This is a genomic window from Halomonas sp. AOP7-E1-9 (assembly GCF_052376035.1).
Taxonomy (GTDB): domain Bacteria; phylum Pseudomonadota; class Gammaproteobacteria; order Pseudomonadales; family Halomonadaceae; genus Vreelandella; species Vreelandella citrativorans.
This window is the reverse complement of the sequence record NZ_JBQSVC010000047.1, coordinates 1-17,663: the sequence shown is the minus strand read 5'-3', so window position 1 is coordinate 17,663 and position 17,663 is coordinate 1. Positions and strand designations below refer to the sequence as shown.

General features: G+C 51.9%; 16 protein-coding genes and 1 pseudogene. 9 read left to right on the top strand and 8 right to left on the bottom strand.

Translation table 11 applies throughout. From position 1 onward, the window contains the following. Both ACT3R4_RS17120 and ACT3R4_RS17115 read left to right on the top strand, forming a co-directional pair. Positions 1-818, top strand: an 818-nt coding sequence (locus ACT3R4_RS17120; protein WP_496201245.1) for a toll/interleukin-1 receptor domain-containing protein, incomplete at its 5' end; no start/stop codon positions are given. Positions 819-1,027: 209 nt separating this feature from the next. Continuing rightward, positions 1,028-1,156, top strand: a pseudogene (locus ACT3R4_RS17115) (DUF3024 domain-containing protein); the annotation flags it as partial. 106 nt (positions 1,157-1,262) lie between these two features. Here the strand turns inward: ACT3R4_RS17115 and ACT3R4_RS17110 are convergent. Continuing rightward, the gene (locus ACT3R4_RS17110; RefSeq protein ID WP_441679981.1) at positions 1,263-2,390 is read right to left on the bottom strand and encodes a glycerol dehydrogenase; all 1,128 of its coding nucleotides are present in this window, start codon (positions 2,388-2,390) and stop codon (positions 1,263-1,265) included. Between the two features lie 474 nt (positions 2,391-2,864). On the opposite strand from ACT3R4_RS17110, the gene ACT3R4_RS17105 reads away from it, so the two are divergent. Beyond that, positions 2,865-3,827 (top strand): ribonuclease Z, encoded by a 963-nt coding sequence (locus tag ACT3R4_RS17105; protein WP_441679979.1) that lies wholly within the window; start codon positions 2,865-2,867, stop codon positions 3,825-3,827. A 79-nt stretch (positions 3,828-3,906) separates the two neighbouring features. Here the strand turns inward: ACT3R4_RS17105 and ACT3R4_RS17100 are convergent, their stop codons facing one another. Continuing rightward, positions 3,907-4,476 carry a hypothetical protein gene (locus ACT3R4_RS17100; protein ID WP_441679977.1) on the bottom strand — a complete coding sequence of 190 codons (570 nt, stop codon included), beginning with the start codon at positions 4,474-4,476 and terminating at the stop codon, positions 3,907-3,909. A 167-nt stretch (positions 4,477-4,643) separates the two neighbouring features. On the opposite strand from ACT3R4_RS17100, the gene ACT3R4_RS17095 reads away from it, so the two are divergent. Continuing rightward, positions 4,644-5,861, top strand: a complete 1,218-nt coding sequence (locus tag ACT3R4_RS17095) for a PcfJ domain-containing protein (protein WP_441679976.1) — start codon at positions 4,644-4,646, stop codon at positions 5,859-5,861. Here the strand turns inward: ACT3R4_RS17095 and ACT3R4_RS17090 are convergent. The 5 genes from ACT3R4_RS17090 to ACT3R4_RS17070 form a co-directional block, all read right to left on the bottom strand. After that, the gene (locus tag ACT3R4_RS17090) at positions 5,858-7,096 is read right to left on the bottom strand and encodes a PDDEXK-like family protein (RefSeq protein ID WP_441679974.1); all 1,239 of its coding nucleotides are present in this window, start codon (positions 7,094-7,096) and stop codon (positions 5,858-5,860) included. The genes ACT3R4_RS17095 and ACT3R4_RS17090 overlap by 4 nt on opposite strands. 218 nt (positions 7,097-7,314) lie before the next feature. Further along, a complete protein-coding gene (locus ACT3R4_RS17085; RefSeq protein ID WP_193055308.1) occupies positions 7,315-8,175 on the bottom strand; it encodes a PPC domain-containing DNA-binding protein in 861 nt (286 codons plus the stop codon). Continuing rightward, a complete protein-coding gene (locus ACT3R4_RS17080) occupies positions 8,172-9,773 on the bottom strand; it encodes an acyl-CoA synthetase (RefSeq protein WP_441679972.1) in 1,602 nt (533 codons plus the stop codon). Before ACT3R4_RS17080 ends, ACT3R4_RS17085 begins: the two co-directional genes overlap by 4 nt. Next, the gene (locus ACT3R4_RS17075) at positions 9,770-10,939 is read right to left on the bottom strand and encodes an acetyl-CoA acetyltransferase (protein ID WP_192526544.1); all 1,170 of its coding nucleotides are present in this window, start codon (positions 10,937-10,939) and stop codon (positions 9,770-9,772) included. Before ACT3R4_RS17075 ends, ACT3R4_RS17080 begins: the two co-directional genes overlap by 4 nt. Beyond that, positions 10,939-11,778 (bottom strand): IclR family transcriptional regulator, encoded by an 840-nt coding sequence (locus ACT3R4_RS17070; RefSeq protein WP_192526545.1) that lies wholly within the window; start codon positions 11,776-11,778, stop codon positions 10,939-10,941. The genes ACT3R4_RS17075 and ACT3R4_RS17070 overlap by 1 nt, the downstream gene beginning before the upstream one ends. A 176-nt stretch (positions 11,779-11,954) precedes the next feature. Between ACT3R4_RS17070 and ACT3R4_RS17065 the strand changes: the two genes are divergently transcribed. From ACT3R4_RS17065 to ACT3R4_RS17050, 4 genes are all read left to right on the top strand, one after another. Beyond that, the gene (locus ACT3R4_RS17065; RefSeq protein ID WP_192526546.1) at positions 11,955-12,965 is read left to right on the top strand and encodes a DctP family TRAP transporter solute-binding subunit; all 1,011 of its coding nucleotides are present in this window, start codon (positions 11,955-11,957) and stop codon (positions 12,963-12,965) included. Between the two features lie 75 nt (positions 12,966-13,040). Continuing rightward, complete coding sequence (locus tag ACT3R4_RS17060; protein WP_192526547.1) at positions 13,041-13,532, top strand: TRAP transporter small permease; 492 nt, start codon at positions 13,041-13,043, stop codon at positions 13,530-13,532. Next, entirely contained in the window at positions 13,525-14,874 is a 1,350-nt protein-coding gene (locus tag ACT3R4_RS17055) for a TRAP transporter large permease (RefSeq protein WP_193055310.1), read from the top strand. Before ACT3R4_RS17060 ends, ACT3R4_RS17055 begins: the two co-directional genes overlap by 8 nt. A 21-nt stretch (positions 14,875-14,895) precedes the next feature. Further along, on the top strand, positions 14,896-15,669 hold the full coding sequence (locus tag ACT3R4_RS17050) for an SDR family NAD(P)-dependent oxidoreductase (RefSeq protein WP_193055311.1): 774 nt from the start codon (positions 14,896-14,898) through the stop codon (positions 15,667-15,669). 68 nt (positions 15,670-15,737) lie between these two features. Here ACT3R4_RS17050 and ACT3R4_RS17045 read toward each other — a convergent pair whose 3' ends face one another. Further along, positions 15,738-16,910, bottom strand: coding sequence for a UbiH/UbiF/VisC/COQ6 family ubiquinone biosynthesis hydroxylase (locus ACT3R4_RS17045; RefSeq protein WP_193055312.1), 1,173 nt, complete (start codon positions 16,908-16,910; stop codon positions 15,738-15,740). Positions 16,911-17,065: 155 nt separating this feature from the next. On the opposite strand from ACT3R4_RS17045, the gene ACT3R4_RS17040 reads away from it, so the two are divergent. Then, the coding region (locus ACT3R4_RS17040; protein ID WP_496201246.1) for a Sir2 family NAD-dependent protein deacetylase at positions 17,066-17,663 on the top strand (598 nt) is incomplete at its 3' end.

Below are 17,663 nucleotides of genomic sequence, written 5' to 3'. Positions count from 1 at the left end.
GAGGAATCGTGGTGCACAATTACATGTACGTATTTGAATGTGATTATGGTAATCGAGTAAAAGAACGGATATTTATTAAAGGAATTCTCAGGAATTTCGACAAAGATTATGCTACTATGGTGGGCGTTATAGTAAATAATAACCCCTACTGTTTGTCGTTTCATATAGCAGTAAACCTTCAAGATGATCCAGTTAAATTTGAGTCATGGCTTAGAGATAATTATCCAGAAAAAATTAAGCGCCACAATGTTTTTCTCCGGGATGCATTTTTGTACAACATTGTGACTTTTATAGATGAAGAAATGGTTGATCTTGTTTTAACTAAAGAAGGTGGTGCAACACCCTTTTTGTGGCCAGAGAAAGAAAGTTTTGAAGAAAAAAATCCACAGTATGCATGTATGAAAAAAAATGAATCTAGAGTTTTTATCAGTCACTCGTCAAAAGACAAAGAACTTATTGTTAATTCACTAAACTCCTACTTTCAAGCAAATGATATAGCAACTTGGCTCGATAGCTATGAGATTGACTATGGAGATAATATTTATTTGAAAGTAAATGAAGGAATAGAGGATTCAGATGTTGGGCTATTTATTTTGACTGACAATTTTTTTGATAGCGAAAGCGGTTGGCCACTGTCAGAATTCTCTACATTCTTTATGGAAATGATGAAATCAAATAAGAAGGTATTAATGATAAATGCAGGTGTATCGCCTGATAAGATGCACGCAATGATGAAGTCATATAAGTACCTAACTTGGAATGATAGATCGGCGTTGCCAGAAATTGCTAATGCTGTGAAAAGAATTCTAAGTGCTTAACAAATCAAGTCAGCAGGGCTTATTTAGCTGTCGCTTCGCTCCAAAACGCCTCTGCTTGGGGCGTTTATTCGTTTATGCCGTTTCTGACGAGGGTTTATGAAGGGCTCTGACAACGATTGACGCATGGAAGATGCTCTCTTTTTATCAGAAGACATGCGTCTGCCTTCTGACTAGATAGCGAAGGAAGGGAGTGAGTTAAGAAATCTAAACGCTGGAAAGTCTATTGGATGCGCAGCGATTTGAATTGGCATCCATACATACCAGAACCTGAGTCACGCTCCATTGATGAATTGTTTGCTATCGTGAATGCTGACGAGAATAGCTGTTTCTTCGGATAGCACCTAACCAGCCATTCCTGTTCGTTCCCGGCTTGGCGGCCGCTCACTGGATGTCCCACATCAGATGCAATCAAGACAGAGCGCCGCAGCGCTCCGCCACTTGGAGCTATTCGCCCAGACCAACCTTGACCATAAACGCACGCGCATGAGCATCCACCGCTTTGATAGCATGGACTATCTGCTTAGGCGTCAGCTCATAGGCCAGATTATGGCTTGATTCGCCTTCCTTCAGTGCCGCTTCGGCCACGCGGTAAAGGTCTTCTTCGCTTGCCTGATCAAGCTTAAGCGCTTTCAGCGTAACCGGTAGCCCTAGCGCTAGGTAGAGGTCCAGATACTCTTCCAGCTCCGCCTGGGGCGTCTGGTCGAGTATTAACTGCGCCACCGTCCCATAAGCCACTTTTTCGCCGTGGGTTAAGTCGTGAATCTCACCATGCAGGGCGGTAAAGCCGTTATGGATGGCATGCGCTGCCGCGAGGCCGCCGCTTTCAAAGCCCAGGCCGCTGAGCAGTGTGTTGGCTTCGACCACGGCTTCAAACGATGGCGTGACGATCTGCGCTTCGTTGGCCTGATAGGCCAGCATGGCGTGCTCGAAGAGGATGTCTTCGCACTTCTCACCAATCGTGGCGCCCAGCAGTGTGGCTTTGCCGCCCGCCATATTGTTGGCGTTAGCGCGAATAGCGGCGCGTGCCTCAACCCAAGTGGCTAGTGCATCGGCAATGCCCGAGGCCAGAAAACGCGGCGGCGCTTTGCAGATGATGCCGGTATCGACCAGCACCAGGTCGGGATTCTTGCTGTAGAAGCGGTAGGACTCAAACTCGCCATCGTCACTGTAGATGACTGACAAGGCGCTGGTAGGCGCATCGGTAGAAGCAGTGGTTGGCAGTATGGCACAGGCTGCTTCGAGCTTTTCAGCCACACCTTTGGCAGTGTCGATGGCTTTACCGCCACCAAAGCCGATAACGACATCTGCCTGCTGCTTGCGGCCGAGCTCAACGAGGCGGTCGATTTCGCGGGTAGAAGCCTCACCTTCGAACACTGCACGCTCGAAACTGACGCCTTCGCCTTCCAGGCTCGCGCTAAGCTCCTTACCCGCGATGTCCCAAACCACATCGTCGGCAATCAGCAGCGCCGTTTTCCCGAGCGCTGACACATAGTGTCCGGCGCGGGCGGTAACACCTTCCCCCTGCACGTAGCGGCCGGGGCTGATGAAGACTTTCTCGTTGATGGCTGTCATGGCAAATCGTCCCTAAAAGAGAGTGGGTTGCCTGACCATTGGTAACACATGAAAGGTGCATGTGTATTGCGGTCGTGTGACTTATTAGCGCTTATGTTGACCGCTGTCAGCTAAATAAAGGAGTGCCAAATGCTTACCACCCAGGATGGGGGAACGCTGGCTAATTTCGGCAGAGGCCTTGCCGACCACTTGTTACAGCGGGCTACCGAAGGTATCGGTAAAGCGTGACACTCGGGGAAGTTAAGTGGCGTTTTGGGTATTCAAGATATTGATATCGCAGGGCATGTTTCAGTACCTGACTTTATTGTTTATTAATGAGGGAGTAATGATCTCTTTAAATTTGGGGAGTCGTGGCAATATGAGCGATGCATACGAATAATGGCGGCTATTCAACCGATTCACACGTTGGCTGGTGTATTTTTCTCACTGTTTAGCGGCCATGCCGATACCAATCAATAGATGCCCCGGAAGAATATGAACTTACTGTTTCTAGGCACCTCCGCCGGTGTGCCCACCAAAAGCCGAAATGTGACTGGCATTGCTTTGCGCGAGAGCAAGGGCAAAGGCTGGTACCTGATTGATTGTGGAGAGGGCACCCAGCATCAGGTTTTGCGTACGAAGCTGTCGTTTCATTCATTAAACGCCATTTTGATTACCCATGTGCACGGCGACCACTGCTATGGGTTACCGGGCATACTGGCGAGCGCGGGAATGAACGGTCGGAAAGCGCCGCTTACCATTGTCGCACCCGCAGGCATCAAAGCGTGGTTGGAGGCTACTTGCGAGGCCACGCAGCTAGGTTTGCCCTTCGCGCTGGAATTTATCTGCTCAGATGACCTGCCGAGCATTGAGTTTGAAAACATGGCAGTTGCCACGTTCAAACTTTCCCATGGGGTGGCGTCTTATGCCTATGCGTTGACAGAGAAAAACATCGACGCTGCCCTGGACATCGAAAAGCTCATCCAGAAGGGGGTTCCCAGAGGGCCGTTGTGGGGGCAGTTGAAAAGAGGGTTCGATATTGAGTTCGCGGGGGAGACATTAACAAGCCATGAGTGCTTACTCCTCAAGCATGAGGCCAGGAAAGTGGTCATCGCAGGAGACAATGCCCAGCCTGAGCTGTTGTGGGAAGCGTGCGCTGGGGCGCAAGTGCTGGTGCATGAAGCCACGTATACGCAGGAAATGGCCCAGAAGGCGCTTGAGGTGGGGCATAGCTACGCCAGGCTTGTAGCTGATTTTGCCGAATCGGTAGCGCTGCCCAACCTGGTGCTGACGCACTTTAGCCCGCGTTATCAGTTCAACCCCTTGGCATCGCCCTCTATCGAGGATATCCGCCAAGAGGCCCAAAGCGCCTATTCGGGCGCGCTTTACCTTGCGCGAGATTTTCTCGAATTTAGTCTGGATAAGTCGGGCCACTTTTCTGAAGTGGCGAGCGAATAAGTTTTCCCGGTTTTAACGATTCTTGCGAATGGGCGGCTACCCGAAAGCAGGTAGCCGCTTCTTGTGATTGCCGGGAAAATCAGTCGCGGCAGTAGCCTTCGCCTGCCTGAACTACCAGGCAGTCTTCCTTCTCCGCTAGCCATTTCAAGCCGGTGGCTTCGCCGTCTCCGGCGCGAAGTAGCTGCTGGCCGTCATTGCGGCTGAAGCTAATGCCGTCGTCTGTGGCTTGCCCTTCGAATGCGCCGTGTTGGTCGGCGTCCAGGCCGTACTGCATTTCAAGCAGATAATGGCCGGGGCCAGCGGAATCATCTTGGCTGACCTCCAGAAATAACCCTTCCACACCGATCCATCGGCCAACCCACTGATCGGTCATCTCATGGTCTGGCTGGCTTTGCCCGGCTTCAGTCTCTGGTGCAGGTGCGTTGGAAGCGGCGGTGTTGTCGTCGTTACACCCGCTAATCAATGTCATGGCGCATAAAACTAACGATAGGGTTAACGCTGTTTTCATCATGGCGAGAGTCACCGGCGGTGGGGGTAGTTGAAGGGTAATCTGAGATTCGTCTTGATCAAGCCCTTTGGCGGAGATTAAAGGTACAGCACTCCCAATAGCGAGCTTTACCAGAAATAGACTACCCTTTTTTTTGCTCATATATTCGCTAAAACACGGTGCTTATATTAGTCACTAACACCTTCTGAGCGTATTCAGCTCACAGACCGCTGCATTAATATTCAGTATCATTTAGAAAATTCAGTACTTGAAAAAGGCAGTGCTTGAGATAGAGCGCGTGGTTAGTAATATTGATGGCAGGAGCCACGATGAATCGTACGCTGTTTGGCACCACCTTGATAAAGCAGGCATTTGACCATGCCTGGTATCACATCAGGACGTGTTTCTCGAAGCACCTCAAACACAGCGTTGAGGAGACTGGTTGGCATTTATTGGACCTTTCTCCACACCTTGGATATCCACTGGCGCTTGAGATTCAAGGTTGGCAAGGCTCTAGGCCTTTCTGTTGGAGAAGTATCAGCGACGGAGTCGTTGTGGCGGAAAGCCGCTTTCTCCAGGCGCCCGGCCTCCCTTTTGATGTTCTGAGTGCCCAAGGCAACGTACTTGGACAGGGGCTACCTTCTGAACTTGTCTCGTTGGGTGATAACGCGCCTTTTGTGCGTTATGCCCTTTACCAGGCTTGTGCCTGCTTACCAGCTGCCAGACAATTAGCGCAAGATTCTCCGTTACTGTTGATCCTCACGCTTGATTGGGCACAGAAGTTAACGATTGAACAAGCTGAATTAGCCGCTTGGCTTTCAGAAAAACGCGCTCGATTATTGGAAATGATTGGCCTACCGGGATCTGCTTCGCTCGCCAGGCTGCTACGTCGTATTCCATTGGCGCCAATGACGAGTTGGCAGCTGTGCTATGCACGCAAATGTTTGCAACAGCCTGATGATGTGGCGCTATTACGGCATCTCGCACGCCCCAACCTTAACCATTTGTGGTTTCTTAACCGCTTTCCTGCTCCTTGGCCAAAGCTGTTGGAGATGGTTGAGCCGAATATGCCGCTGCACGAAATCGCTTGGTTACAACGCATGGCCGAAGACATCCAGCGCCTTGCACCCAACGGTACCCGGCTTTATCGCGTAAACGATATCCACGTGTTACAGCAACTGCATGATAATCTCGTAGAGCGCTTCAATGCTTTAAGCCAGGTTAACCACGCCGCTGCACTGGCACTGCAGTACGGTGATTATCCTGAAGCGCCCATTCCGGGCAATGCCGATATTGTTGCGTTGGAAAGTTGGGATGCCTTACTGGCTGAAGGCAAGCAAATGCATCACTGCATTGGCAGTTATGCGGCACAAGTCAGCGCTCGCCAGGTATTTGTCTACCACATGGAAGCACCAGAAGCGTTAACCATCGCGCTCTCCCCACAAGGCAGCCAGTGGGGAGTGCAAGAAATACGTGGCTATTGCAATGCATTACCGAGCGAGGCGTCACTTGAGGCAATACAGCGATGGTTAACTGCTCACTATTAGGCGTGGGTTGTGGCTTGGGCTTCTGGCAGGAAGGCGTGCTCGTTCACCCATTTAGCTAAATCGCCCAGCGCTTTCATGGCGCCTGCTTTAGTGTACTCGTGGGGCCATGCACTCAATGCTAACCAGCGCCCTTTAACTTCGTACCAGGTATGCGTGTCATTGCCGTCTCTGTACCAACTACAGCTCGGCTGCTTAGTGACAGGCGTTACGTCCAGGAAAGCTTGCTCGATATTTTTTAGCCAAGGGTCATTGCTTGTTTGGCTTTCCAGATATACTCGAACTTCAAAACCGATACTTTCATCGCCTTCTGACACTGAAGAAGGATAATAAATGAGACATATTTGGGCAGCTCCTGAATTACCCCAAGTACTGGGGGAAAAGCGCCAGGCTTTTATATTGTCACCCCAGTCCTCGGGGTTATTTTTGGTATTAATGTCTGTCGTCGCTATTTGCAATGCAGCAGCAATATGACTTTTACCTTCCGCCACCAGTTCTTGCTCGAATTGTTTCAAACGTTGAGATGCTTCATATAAGCTATTGAAATGCTTTAACGAAAAATCCAGTTCGTTTTTTGTCATCGTCTTTTCTTCAGTTGGGTGGGCGATAGAGGCGAGATGCTGTAATAATTCCTGGTAGAAAACTTGCCACTTTGTCTGATTGGACGGGGCCACGTCTTGCCCGTAAAGTGCATACGCCGAGGCCACTATTTCCGAGTAGGATAGCGTCGGCCAGCCTGCGTTACGGGCGGGTATCCGAACATCTTCTTTGGTGTCATCCGGGCATAAAACGCACTTGTAGGTGGTAACCGCATAGCTTTCCAGCAATTTGTCATAGGCATAAAACGGATTATTCGTCGCTGCAGCCCATACTTTATGCTCGATGCCTAATACGAAGTCGTTTCCCGAAACCACTAAGTCCAAGCGTTTGGTTGACTCGCTTTCAACATTCCAGCTTCCTGCTTCCCGTTCGGTAGTGATTGCTTCCCAGTCGACTTGCTGTAGATCGTCATGATCAAACTTACGAGCTAGCGCATGCAAAATGGCCTTGGCTAACCAGTGCGGTGCGCCGGGATAGCCGCCCATAAAGAAGGCCATTAAGTTGGATAGCCGGTTCTCATGCTGACCTGGCCCTGCAACGGAAAACAAATTGGGTGTTAAAGGTTCTGGTTTAGGCAGCAGTGCCAATTTCTCGAAAAAACGCTCCAACGCTGCCAAATCGGCCGATTCTGAAGACATTGATTAATCCTAAAGAGTGGTAAATGGATCCCGTCCATTAGCTTGCTGCCTAATTATACTATTGGCGAATGCGAATCGTATGACTAGGTAACCTTAAATTATCCAGCGATAATTGGTCACGCGATAGCATAGCGTTAAGGGAAACTGTCGGTATTCGTCATCGTTGCCAGGCGGGCCACGTGGCGCTGACGCCTTCTACGTTAACTGATAAGAGCGAATTAAAAGCGCAGCAATAGCTCACAGGTAACGCAGATAGCATTTCGCCCAGGGGCAAGCGCTCCTTGATGTTGTTCGCCGCCGATACCGACAGAGACCGCTTGAAGTGAGGGCTGCCCATCTCTCAATGTTCCATCAAGTATCAGTATTTCATTCGCGTGGCTTTTAAGCTGGTGGCCGTCTGTAAAACAGGTTTGCACCAGGCTTCCAAGGCCCATGATCTGTGCCGTATCAATCCCGTAACGTTTAGCGGTTGCTGCGATGGCGGCATTGAGGTCTTGATTCGGGCGTAGCGTCAGTAAAAGCGCATTGGGCTTAGCAGCACTGCTGGCACCCTGGTAAGGCGCAAAAAGAGGAAACCGGGTTTCTTCATCAGCCGTGACGGCCAAATAGGCGCCTTCTATCGCGATACACGACACCTCAATGTCATTGGCTAATATCGACGCGGGCGCTAGCAGATGGCCAACCGCGGTATGCCCATCGCCTTGCTGCCATATCCCGTGGCAATGCAGGAAAGGTTCACCATCACGCAGGCCTACATGAATGCCTGCGGTGTGTATGTTTGCCGGTGGTGATAAGCGATGCGTTTCACTATACCAGGCAGCATGTTGCCCACTTGGGTCATCGCCCGGGATGACATAGTGAAGCGTTTGCATCGCTGCATTATTGATCGTTAAGTACGCTGACGAGATGGCCTGCTTTTGAAGCGCCTGGACGATGGCGTCATGTAGCGTTTGGCCGCCTTCAAGCGTGAGTGATCGCTCTTGTGTATGGCAGAGCTGCGCCTGGTAGCGCGTTTGTGCAGGCGTGCCTGGGTGTTCGATATAGCCAAGCGCTACCGCATTGCTGGGAGGAGAACTCATGTTGCCTCCTGTAATTCACCACGCTCAGTTAATGTTTCACGAATGAGCTTTTTAGTGATTTTTCCGTAAGCCGTTTTGGGCATTTCTTCCCAGAATACGTAGCTTTTAGGCATCTTGTAGCGAGCAATGCGCTCACTCAGCCATGCATTCAAGGAGGCAGTATCCAGTGGCTGGCCGGGGTAAAGCACACACACGGCCATGCCGACTTCACCCCAGACAGGGTCAGGTACGCCCAATACGGCTGTTTCGGAAATGGCAGGATGGCTAAGCAGCTTCTCTTCGATCTCGCGAGGATAAATGTTGGAGCCGCCCGATATATACATATCCGAAACGCGCCCGGTCAGGTAAATGAATCCTTCTTCATCCCGATGGCCCAGGTCACCCGTTAAAAACCAGCCATCTCGAAAGCTCTTTTGATTGGCTTCGGCGTTATTGTAGTAGCCCGCAAAAACAGCCGGCCCGATGACGGCGATTTCTCCCGTTTCACCGGCGGCCACTTCAGCACCGTTGCTATCCTGAATTTGCACCTGCATGCCGGTACGCGAAAAGCCGCAGCTCCCGATTTTCATGTGGTTATCGTCAACGTGGTGAAGCGCAGGGGGTAGCACCGTTATATTGCCGGTTACCTCGCCAAGCCCGAAATACTGAACCAGCACAGACCCTAATGTTTCCAGCGCTTTCACCTGGTCGGACCGGTACATGGGCGCACCAGCGTAGACAACGTAGCGTAAGGAGGAGTGGTCATGCCGCTTTACACTGGAGTGCTCAATGAGCATTTTGACAATAGTGGGCACGGTGAATAGGTTGGTCACGTTCCACTTTTCCACAAGCTGCCAAATCACCTCGGGGTCAAATTTCTCGTCCGCCGGGAGTATGGTTTTAACGCCGTGAGCGACTTGGGCAAGCTGATGAACGCCCGCGCCGTGCGACAGAGGCGCGACGACGATAGACGCGTCAGAGGCGTTGGTTCCTGGCATCAAGTCACATAAATGGTTAGTGACAACGAAGGCCATTTGGCCATGGGTCAGTACGGCTGCCTTGGGGCGTCCGGTGGTGCCAGAGGTGAAGAAAAACCACGCAGGGTCATCGCGATTAACCGCGGCGGCTGGCATGTGCTGGCCTGAAAAGCGTTCAACCAGCGTTTCGTAATCGACGGCGAAATCACTCTCTCCAATCGAGATCGTCACATCAATAAGAGGGGCACAAGCGGCGGCGTGATGGGTAAAGCTGGCGCCACAAAGCAGGCCTTTTGCCCCAGAGGATTCAGCCAGGTAAGCCACTTCGTCGGGCGACTGACGATAGTTGGTCGGCACCCATACGGCGCCTATTCTCCAACAGGCAAACATCGCTTCAAACATTTGGTGGCAGTTGGAGGACTGAACCAGTAAGCGGTCACCCTTTTGCAGGCCCATTTCATGGCGGAGCGCGTACGCAAACGCTTGTGAACGCTCCTCCATCTCTTTCCATGTCCAGGTCTTTTCGCCCCACACAAAACCAATCTCATTCGAGAAGCGGCGCGCGCTTTCGGTGAGAAGGTGAGACAGATTCATCACTCGGGTAGAAACAGGCACGAGGCTATTGTGTTCATTCAGGCTCATTTCACACGCTCCAGAATAGACACGTAATTAGTGACCGCCGCGCCGCCCATATTGAAGACGCCAGCCAGGTTTGCATTGGGTATTTGCATTTGTTCCGCCTCACCCATTAACTGCATGGCGGCCATTACATGCATGGAAACCCCGGTAGCGCCGATAGGATGACCTTTGGACTTTAGCCCGCCGGATGGGTTGACGGGCAAGGCGCCATCTTTTTGCGTGATACCTTCCTGAATAACACGATAGCCCTCCCCCTTCTTGGCGAGCCCCATCGCTTCGTACTCAAGCAGCTCGGCGATAGTGAAGCAGTCGTGTGTTTCGACGAGGGATAAATCCATAATGTTGACGTCAGCGCTTGCGAGCGCTTTCTGCCAGGCCATCGATGCCCCACGAAACTCCAATATGTCTCGTCTTGAAAGCGCCATTAAGTCATTGGCTTGCGTTCGTGCCCGAAAGGCAATCGCACGCTTTAATTGAGCGGCCGTCTCAGCATCGGCAATAATCATGGCTGCGGCGCCATCCGATATGAGCGAGCAGTCTGTGCGACGCAAAGGGCCTGCGACCGTCGGGTTGTGGTCTGAAACGGTGGCGCAGAAATCGACGCCGATATCTTTGCGCATTTGGGCATAGGGGTTAAACACGCCGTTGGCGTGGTTTTTGGCCGCGATCATGGCGAGTTCGTAGGAGCGGTCCCCGTAGGTTTGGAAGTAACGTTCCGCAATTTCGCCGAACACCCCCGCAAAGCCCCCCGCAATATGGGCTTCTTCACGGTGATAGCTGGCGCTTAGCAGAATGTTGCCCACTTCAGCAGTGGGCGTTGCCGTCATTTTTTCAGCGCCGATGACCAGGGCGATGCGCCCACGCCCAGACTCTATAAAGTCGAGCGCGCCATGCAGCGCTGCGCTGCCTGTTGCGCAGGCATTTTCGTAACGCGTGGCGGGCGTGTGCGCAAAGCGCTCGTCGCCCATCGCCACCAGGGCTGCTTGGAAGTCCTGAGCCGAGAAACCGTTGTTATAGACACCGACAAAAATGCCGTCGATAGCCTCATGATCGACGCCTGCATGAACGAGCGCATCCTGAACCACGCTTTGCATCAGCGCTTGGGTGTCGGGTTCGGGCAATTTTCCAAAAGGGGAGTGGGCCCAACCGACGATCTGTGCTTTTGTCATTATTTGCTCCTGGCGAGGGGAGTGGGAGATGTTTGATGTCTTGTAAATTCAGCGGCTAACAGATGCTCAATCGCTAACGCCTCTTCTTTTAATCTCGGCACAAGCGTTTGGGAACGACGTGGTTCCTGCATACGGCTCTCTATCGCTGCTAGCGAAAGTGAGCCGGCCAGTACGCCATCAGGCCAACGTAGGGCAATGCCGATTCCCCATGAATCCGCAAACACCAGCCCAGGGTTAACGGCATAGCCCTGCAACCGCGTTTCGTTCACCAGGTTTACCATATGCTCTGGAGCCAGTTGGGGGTACTGCTGTTCAAGGAGCGGGCGTTGTGCATCTAATACGTGGGTAATTTCAGCGTCAGGCAGCGCTGCCAACATGGCGAGTGAGCCTGCGCCTACTCCCAGAGGATGATAGGCGCCTTGCACAAGGGCATGGGTCCGAATGGGATAAACGCCGTCTTCACGATACAGACACAGCGAGAAGTGGCCTCGGCGGATAGAAAGACAGGCGGCATCTTCCGTTCGCTGCGCTAAACGAGCGACATTGCACGTAGCCAGTCGCGTCAGGTTATGTTGCTCGGAAGCTCTGTGGCCCAGCAAATAGGCTTCTGGGCCTAATTGATAATGATGATTAGCGGGCGATTGCTCTACCATTCCTGCATTAATAAGTGCCAGCAGCAATCGTCTTACCGTGGGCTTGTTTAAACCACTGTGCCTGGTTAAATCGGCCAGTGAGCTGCCTTCGGCTTGTCGAGCAATCAGGCTTAATAACCCCAGTGCACGGTCGACGCTTTGTGCACCAGCGGTTGTGCTCTCCGTTATTAAGGCTTTGTGTTCCATATTATGGACCGATTGTTGTTTTAATGGCGCGTGTATTGAGCTTATTTTGCTGATACTTTGACTTTCTGGAGTGCTTTTGGCAAATTTTTATTGTCGTATATATAACGAATGGTCCATATTGTGGATTATAACAATCAAGTGCGTTAGCACGGATACGCCACGAGGAATAGAACATAATGAAACGCCATGCTTTTTTAAAAACTGTCTGGGCCACCTCTGCTGCAAGCTTGCTTTTTGCCAGTGCGGCATCCGCTGAAACATTAAGGCTTTCTCATAACACCGGTGACACCACCACGTGGCATGAAGCCGCTGAACTCTTTAACGACTTGTTAAATGAAGCCTCAGAAGGCGAACTGTCGGTTCGTACGTTTCCTAACTCGCAGTTAGCGGGTGGCGACCAGATGCGCCAGTTTGAAATGGTGGGTAGGGGCGCTATTGATTTAGTGATGACCTCCGCCATTAATGTCACGCCGTTAATACCTGAAATGGCTGTTTTTTCACTGCCTTATCTCTACGACGGTTATGATCAGGTAGACGCCACCATGAACGGCGAGCCGGTTAAGTTGCTTGAAGAGATCATGGATGAAAAGGGCGTTAAGGTGCTGGCCTGGGGTGAAAGCGGTTTTCGTGAACTGACCAATAGTAAACGGCCGATTCGTAGCCCTGACGATATGCGCGGGTTAAATATGCGCGTGGCAGGTCCTATGTATGTTGATGTTATGGATGCATTGGGCGCCAACCCGCAGCAAATGCAGTGGGTCGAGACGATCTCGGCATTGCAGCAAGGCGTTGTTGACGGTCAGGAAAATGGAATTGGTGCCGTTATCATTCCCCAGCGTATTTATGAAGTGCAAGACTATATAACGCTCTGGCACTACTCGTATGACCCTATCTTTTTAGGCATTTCCAAGCAGCGTTGGGAAAGCTTCGATGCTGAAACGCAGGAGATGGTTCAGCAAGCGGCTGACCAGGCCATGGCGCATCAGCTCGCCATTACACGCGAAAATACGGCTGAGGGCGTCGACTTCCTTCGTGAACAAGGCATGGATATTACCGAATTGACCCCGGAAGAGATCGAGGTATTTAGGCAAGCAACGGCACCTGCCTTTGATATCTGGGCTGAAAGAGTCGGTCCTGACATCGTTTCCAGCTTTGTCGAAACGATAGAAAGTTCCAAGCAGCAATAACGAATAGCATTTACTGACAATAACTCTGACTAACCTTAGTCAGAGTTATTGGTGTCAGTATAGGGTCAATGCCTTATGAAATTTATAATTAACGAATTTGAAAAAATAGTATGCACTGGCCTCTTCTTGAGTATGGCGCTACTTGGCTTCGCTAATGTCGTTGTTCGATACGGTACTAACTACTCGCTTGCCGCGACAGAAGAACTTCTTACCAATGGGTTTTTGATATTAACTATTTTTGGCGCGGCGATTGCGGCAAGGCGGGGTGAACACTTGGCGGTAACTGTTCTCTATAACGTATTGCCAAGGCACGCTAAAACAGTCGTCTTTATGTTGTCTGTGCTGCTGTCTGTAACGTTACTATGCATGTCAGCCTATTTCTCCTGGGAAGTGTTAAGCAATCAGTTTAATAGTGGAACCCGCTCTTACGGCCTAGGGTTACCCGCCTGGTACTACCACGTTGCGATACCTTTTGGCTTTATTCTCATTGCTATTCGATTTTTGCAGCGTGCATGGCAAGAAATGAACGGCAACGTGGAACCCACGATCGGAGGCGCAGATGTTTGATATCTTCGGCACGCTTTCGACAGGTTCACAGATGATTAGCGTCTTTTTCCTGCTGCTTTTGTTGAGGGTGCCCGTCGCATTCTCACTCGGTCTGTCCGCTATTTATGCCATGTGGCACATGGGGTTTGGATTAGATCTCGCCGGTGATTTGATTGCGACAGGTATTACCAAATTTTCATTATTAGCGATTCCCTTCTTTATTCTTGCTGGAACGTTGATGGGAAGGCTTGGAATCGCTGACCGGATGATCCGATTTTTCAGAGTACTGGTGGGTGGTCTTCCCGGTGGAATGGGCATCGTCGGTACGGTCGTTTGTTTGTTTTGGGGTGCTGTTAGCGGTTCTGGCCCGGCATCGGTTGCCGCCATTGGGCCCATGATCATAAAAGGCATGGAAGAAGACGGCTACCGCAAGGCCTATGCTGCAGGTTTGGTGTGTACGGGCGCGGCCTTGTCGATCGTTATCCCGCCTTCTATCGGGTTGGTGATTTACGGCGTTATTGCTGAAACCTCAATATCGAAGCTGTTTATGGCTGCCATTTTACCTGGCCTGATGATGGGCGGTTTAATGATAGTGACCCTGCCGTGGGGGCGCGTGAAAAACGCGGGAGCTGCGGGATCATCGGGCCTGTCATCTGAACCTTCCGTTATGTCGATGGGCGATAACCCTTACCCGCAACTGGGCTATGCAGGTCGATTATGGGCTTCCTTTAAAGACTCTTTTTGGGGCTTGCTCACGCCGGTCGTTATTTTGGGAGGGATATACGCCGGTGTGTTTACCCCTACGGAAGCCGCATTAGTGGCCACTATCTATGCGTTGCTGGTGGGTGCGGTCATCTATAAAACATTAAGCATCAAAAAATTGTATGAATCCGTTAGTGATGCGGCGGCATCGTCTGCCGTCGTTATGCTGGTGGTTGCTTACGCAAGCCTGTTTGGTTGGGTGGTGACGGTTGATGACCTGGTAGGCACTTACTCTTCCATGTTGTTAGGCATGAGCAACAATGAGTGGGTTGTTTTATTGGTTATCATGCTGATCCTGCTGATTATTGGCATGTTTATGGATGCGGTAACGGTGATGTTTATTTCGTTACCGGTGTTTCTTCCTATTGTGCACCAGCTTGGCTGGGACCCTGTCTGGTTTGGTGTTTTGGTGATGATTAACCTCTCCATTGGCCTGATAACACCACCTGTGGGTATTAATCTTTATGTCGCTGCGAATGTGACAGGTCTTTCCATTGAAAAAATAGCGCGAGGCACCTTTATTTGTGTTGGCGCGTGTTTGGTAGGGCTCGCATTAGTGGCTTTTTTCCCGCAGATATCCATGCTTTTGGTCAGTCAATAATAACGAGAGAAGAGGTGCTTGATGGTCACTAAAAAAGTTGCCGTTGTAACCGGTGGTGCGCGGGGAATCGGGCTTGCTGCCGTAGAGATTTTTCTTGCAAAGGGTTATGACGTAGCCGTGGTGGACATGAGCTACACGGTTGCCAGCGAATTGGCCGAGACGTACAGCGGCGTATTGCCAGTCGAATGTGATGTTTCTAACCCTGATGATGTTAGCGCCATGGCTGCGGTCATCGAGCGCCAATATGGGCGTGTCGACGCGCTAGTCAATAACGCAGGAATAGCCGCTCTTCATCCGATAGAGGAGACTGGCTTTGATAGTTGGAAAAAAATCATGTCGGTGAACCTGGACGGCACCTTTCTTGTCACGCAGGCCCTGACGCCGCTGATGAAAAAGGTATCCGGAGCGATTGTTAACGTAGCTTCTATCGCGGGTTTGCGCGCCAGTACGTTAAGAACGGCTTATGGTACGTCCAAGGCGGCGGTTATTCATTTAACCAAGCAGCAGGCAATGGAGTTGGGCGAGCACGGTATAAGAGCCAACTGTGTGGCGCCTGGGCCCGTAGAGACGGAGCTATTGGCAAAACTGGTGGAAGCCGCGCCGGAAATGAAAGCAAGCTACCTTGAGACCATACCTCTTAACCGGTTTGGCCAAGAGAAAGAAATAGCCGAGGTGATTGCCTTTTTATGCTCCCCGGAGGGCGGGTATGTCACGGGGCAGACAATTGCGGTTGACGGTGGTTTTCAGTCAGCGGGAGTGGGGCTCACCGCCTTACGAAGTGCTAATAACCCGTAAGTAGCTGGCGCAAGCTCCACTCTTGGCAGCATGCGCCACTGCGTTTACCGACCGGTTATGAAATAAATCTATCCCTTCTTAAACGGATTCAACCCATTGGCCTGTTGCATCATCATGCGCTTGGCGAGTGGGAAGCGTTCGGCCAAATGCAGGCTTAGATCACCCAACTGGCGCAGCGGTTTGGCACCGGTGAACAGGTGGTGGAAGCTGTCGGTCGCGGCGATCATGGCCTGGTTTGCCACGCGGCGCTGGCACTCGAAACGGTGCAGGTTAATGTGGTCGCCCGGGTCGCGGCCTTTAATAACCATCTCGGCCAATGTATCGGCATCGTGCAGGCCAATATTTAACCCTTGGCCTGCCAGCGGATGAACCACATGGGCAGCATCGCCAATTAACGCCAAGCGCTTGCCGATATAGCGGCGGGCGTGCTGGCGTTTAATCGGGAAGCTGGCGCGAGCGACAATGCGGGTCAGTTTGCCCAGCCGCTTGGGGTACGCGTTTTCAATCGCCGCTTTAAGCGCGTCGTCATCCAGCGCTTCGCGGGCTTTGGTCGTCTCATCATGGTCGTACCATACTAACGATGCCCGATGGCCGGGTAGCGGCAGCATGGCGATGGGCCCGGTCGGCGTAAAGTATTGCCAACTCACATCCTGCTGAGGAAGCGCTGTTTCCACGTTCACAATCAGCGCCCGCTGATGGTAGTTATGGCTAGTAACCTCGATGCCCGCTAGCTGGCGTAGCGTTGAACGCGCGCCGTCGGCACCGACCACCAGGCGCGCGCTCAGCATCTTGCCGTTATCCAGTTCGACCACCCGTTTGTCGCCAGCAATCAGCGTATTGATAGGCGCGCAGTGGGTATAACAGGTAACGCTGGGCAGCTCTTTAAGGCGCTGCCAAAGGGCGTACTGAAGCGTTCGGTTTTCAATAAACAGGCCAAAATCGTCCATGCCGCTATCACTGGCAGAGAACACGCTATGCCCAGTGCCGTCCAGGTTGGAGACATCGATATGGCGGAAGGGGCAGCAGCGTTCCTGGGGCAGTTCTGTACCGCTAAGCTTAACAAACGCCAGCGAGCGGGCGTTTAACGATGAAATACGCAGGTCATAATCGCCGCTCATGGGGGTAGGCGTGGCACCTCGCTCGATCAGTCCGATAGCGTAGCCCGCGTTACCCAACCGGGCCGCCAGCGCGGCTCCCACCATACCGCCGCCAACAATAATAATATCGTGATCGCTCTGCATGAGGCGCTCCTTCAATGCATGGTCAGGCATCGCTGCTCAGTACGCTGAGACCAGGTACGTTAAGACCAGGTACGTTGCATGTGCCCATAATGTCCTACAGTATCGTCGAGATAGGGGAAACTTGCCTAGGGCATCAATTGACGCAGGCCGTGGAAATGGAAAAAAGTGTGGCCCAAGCGGGGGTTGAACTTGCTCGCTTTATCGAACAGCACCCCAGATTGTGGGTAATTACCGGCGCAGGTGTCAGTACCGATAGCGGTATTCCCGACTACCGCGATGCTAACGGACAGTGGAAACGGCCACCTCCTGTTCAGCATGGTGACTTTATGGCATCGCTCAGCGTGCGTCAGCGCTATTGGGCGCGTGCGCTGGTCGGATTCAAAGCACTCCGCGAAGCCCAAATAAGTGGCGCTCACCAGGCGTTGGCAGCGCTGGAGGCGATGGGGTTTGTAGAGCTTTTGGTAACGCAGAACGTTGACCGCCTTCATCAGCGGGCAGGTTCAAAGCGTGTCATCGACCTGCACGGCCGGGCGGATCTGGTGAAGTGCATGACTTGCCATTACCAGATGATGCGCCACGCCATGCATAGCGAAATGGCCCGCATGAACCCTGCCTTTGCGGTACTTAATGCCACCCACGCGCCGGATGGCGACGCTGACCTGGAAACCGATTTCAGTACGTTTCGCGTGCTTGATTGCCCGCGTTGCGGCGGTATTTTAAAGCCGGACGTGGTTTATTATGGCGATGTGGTGC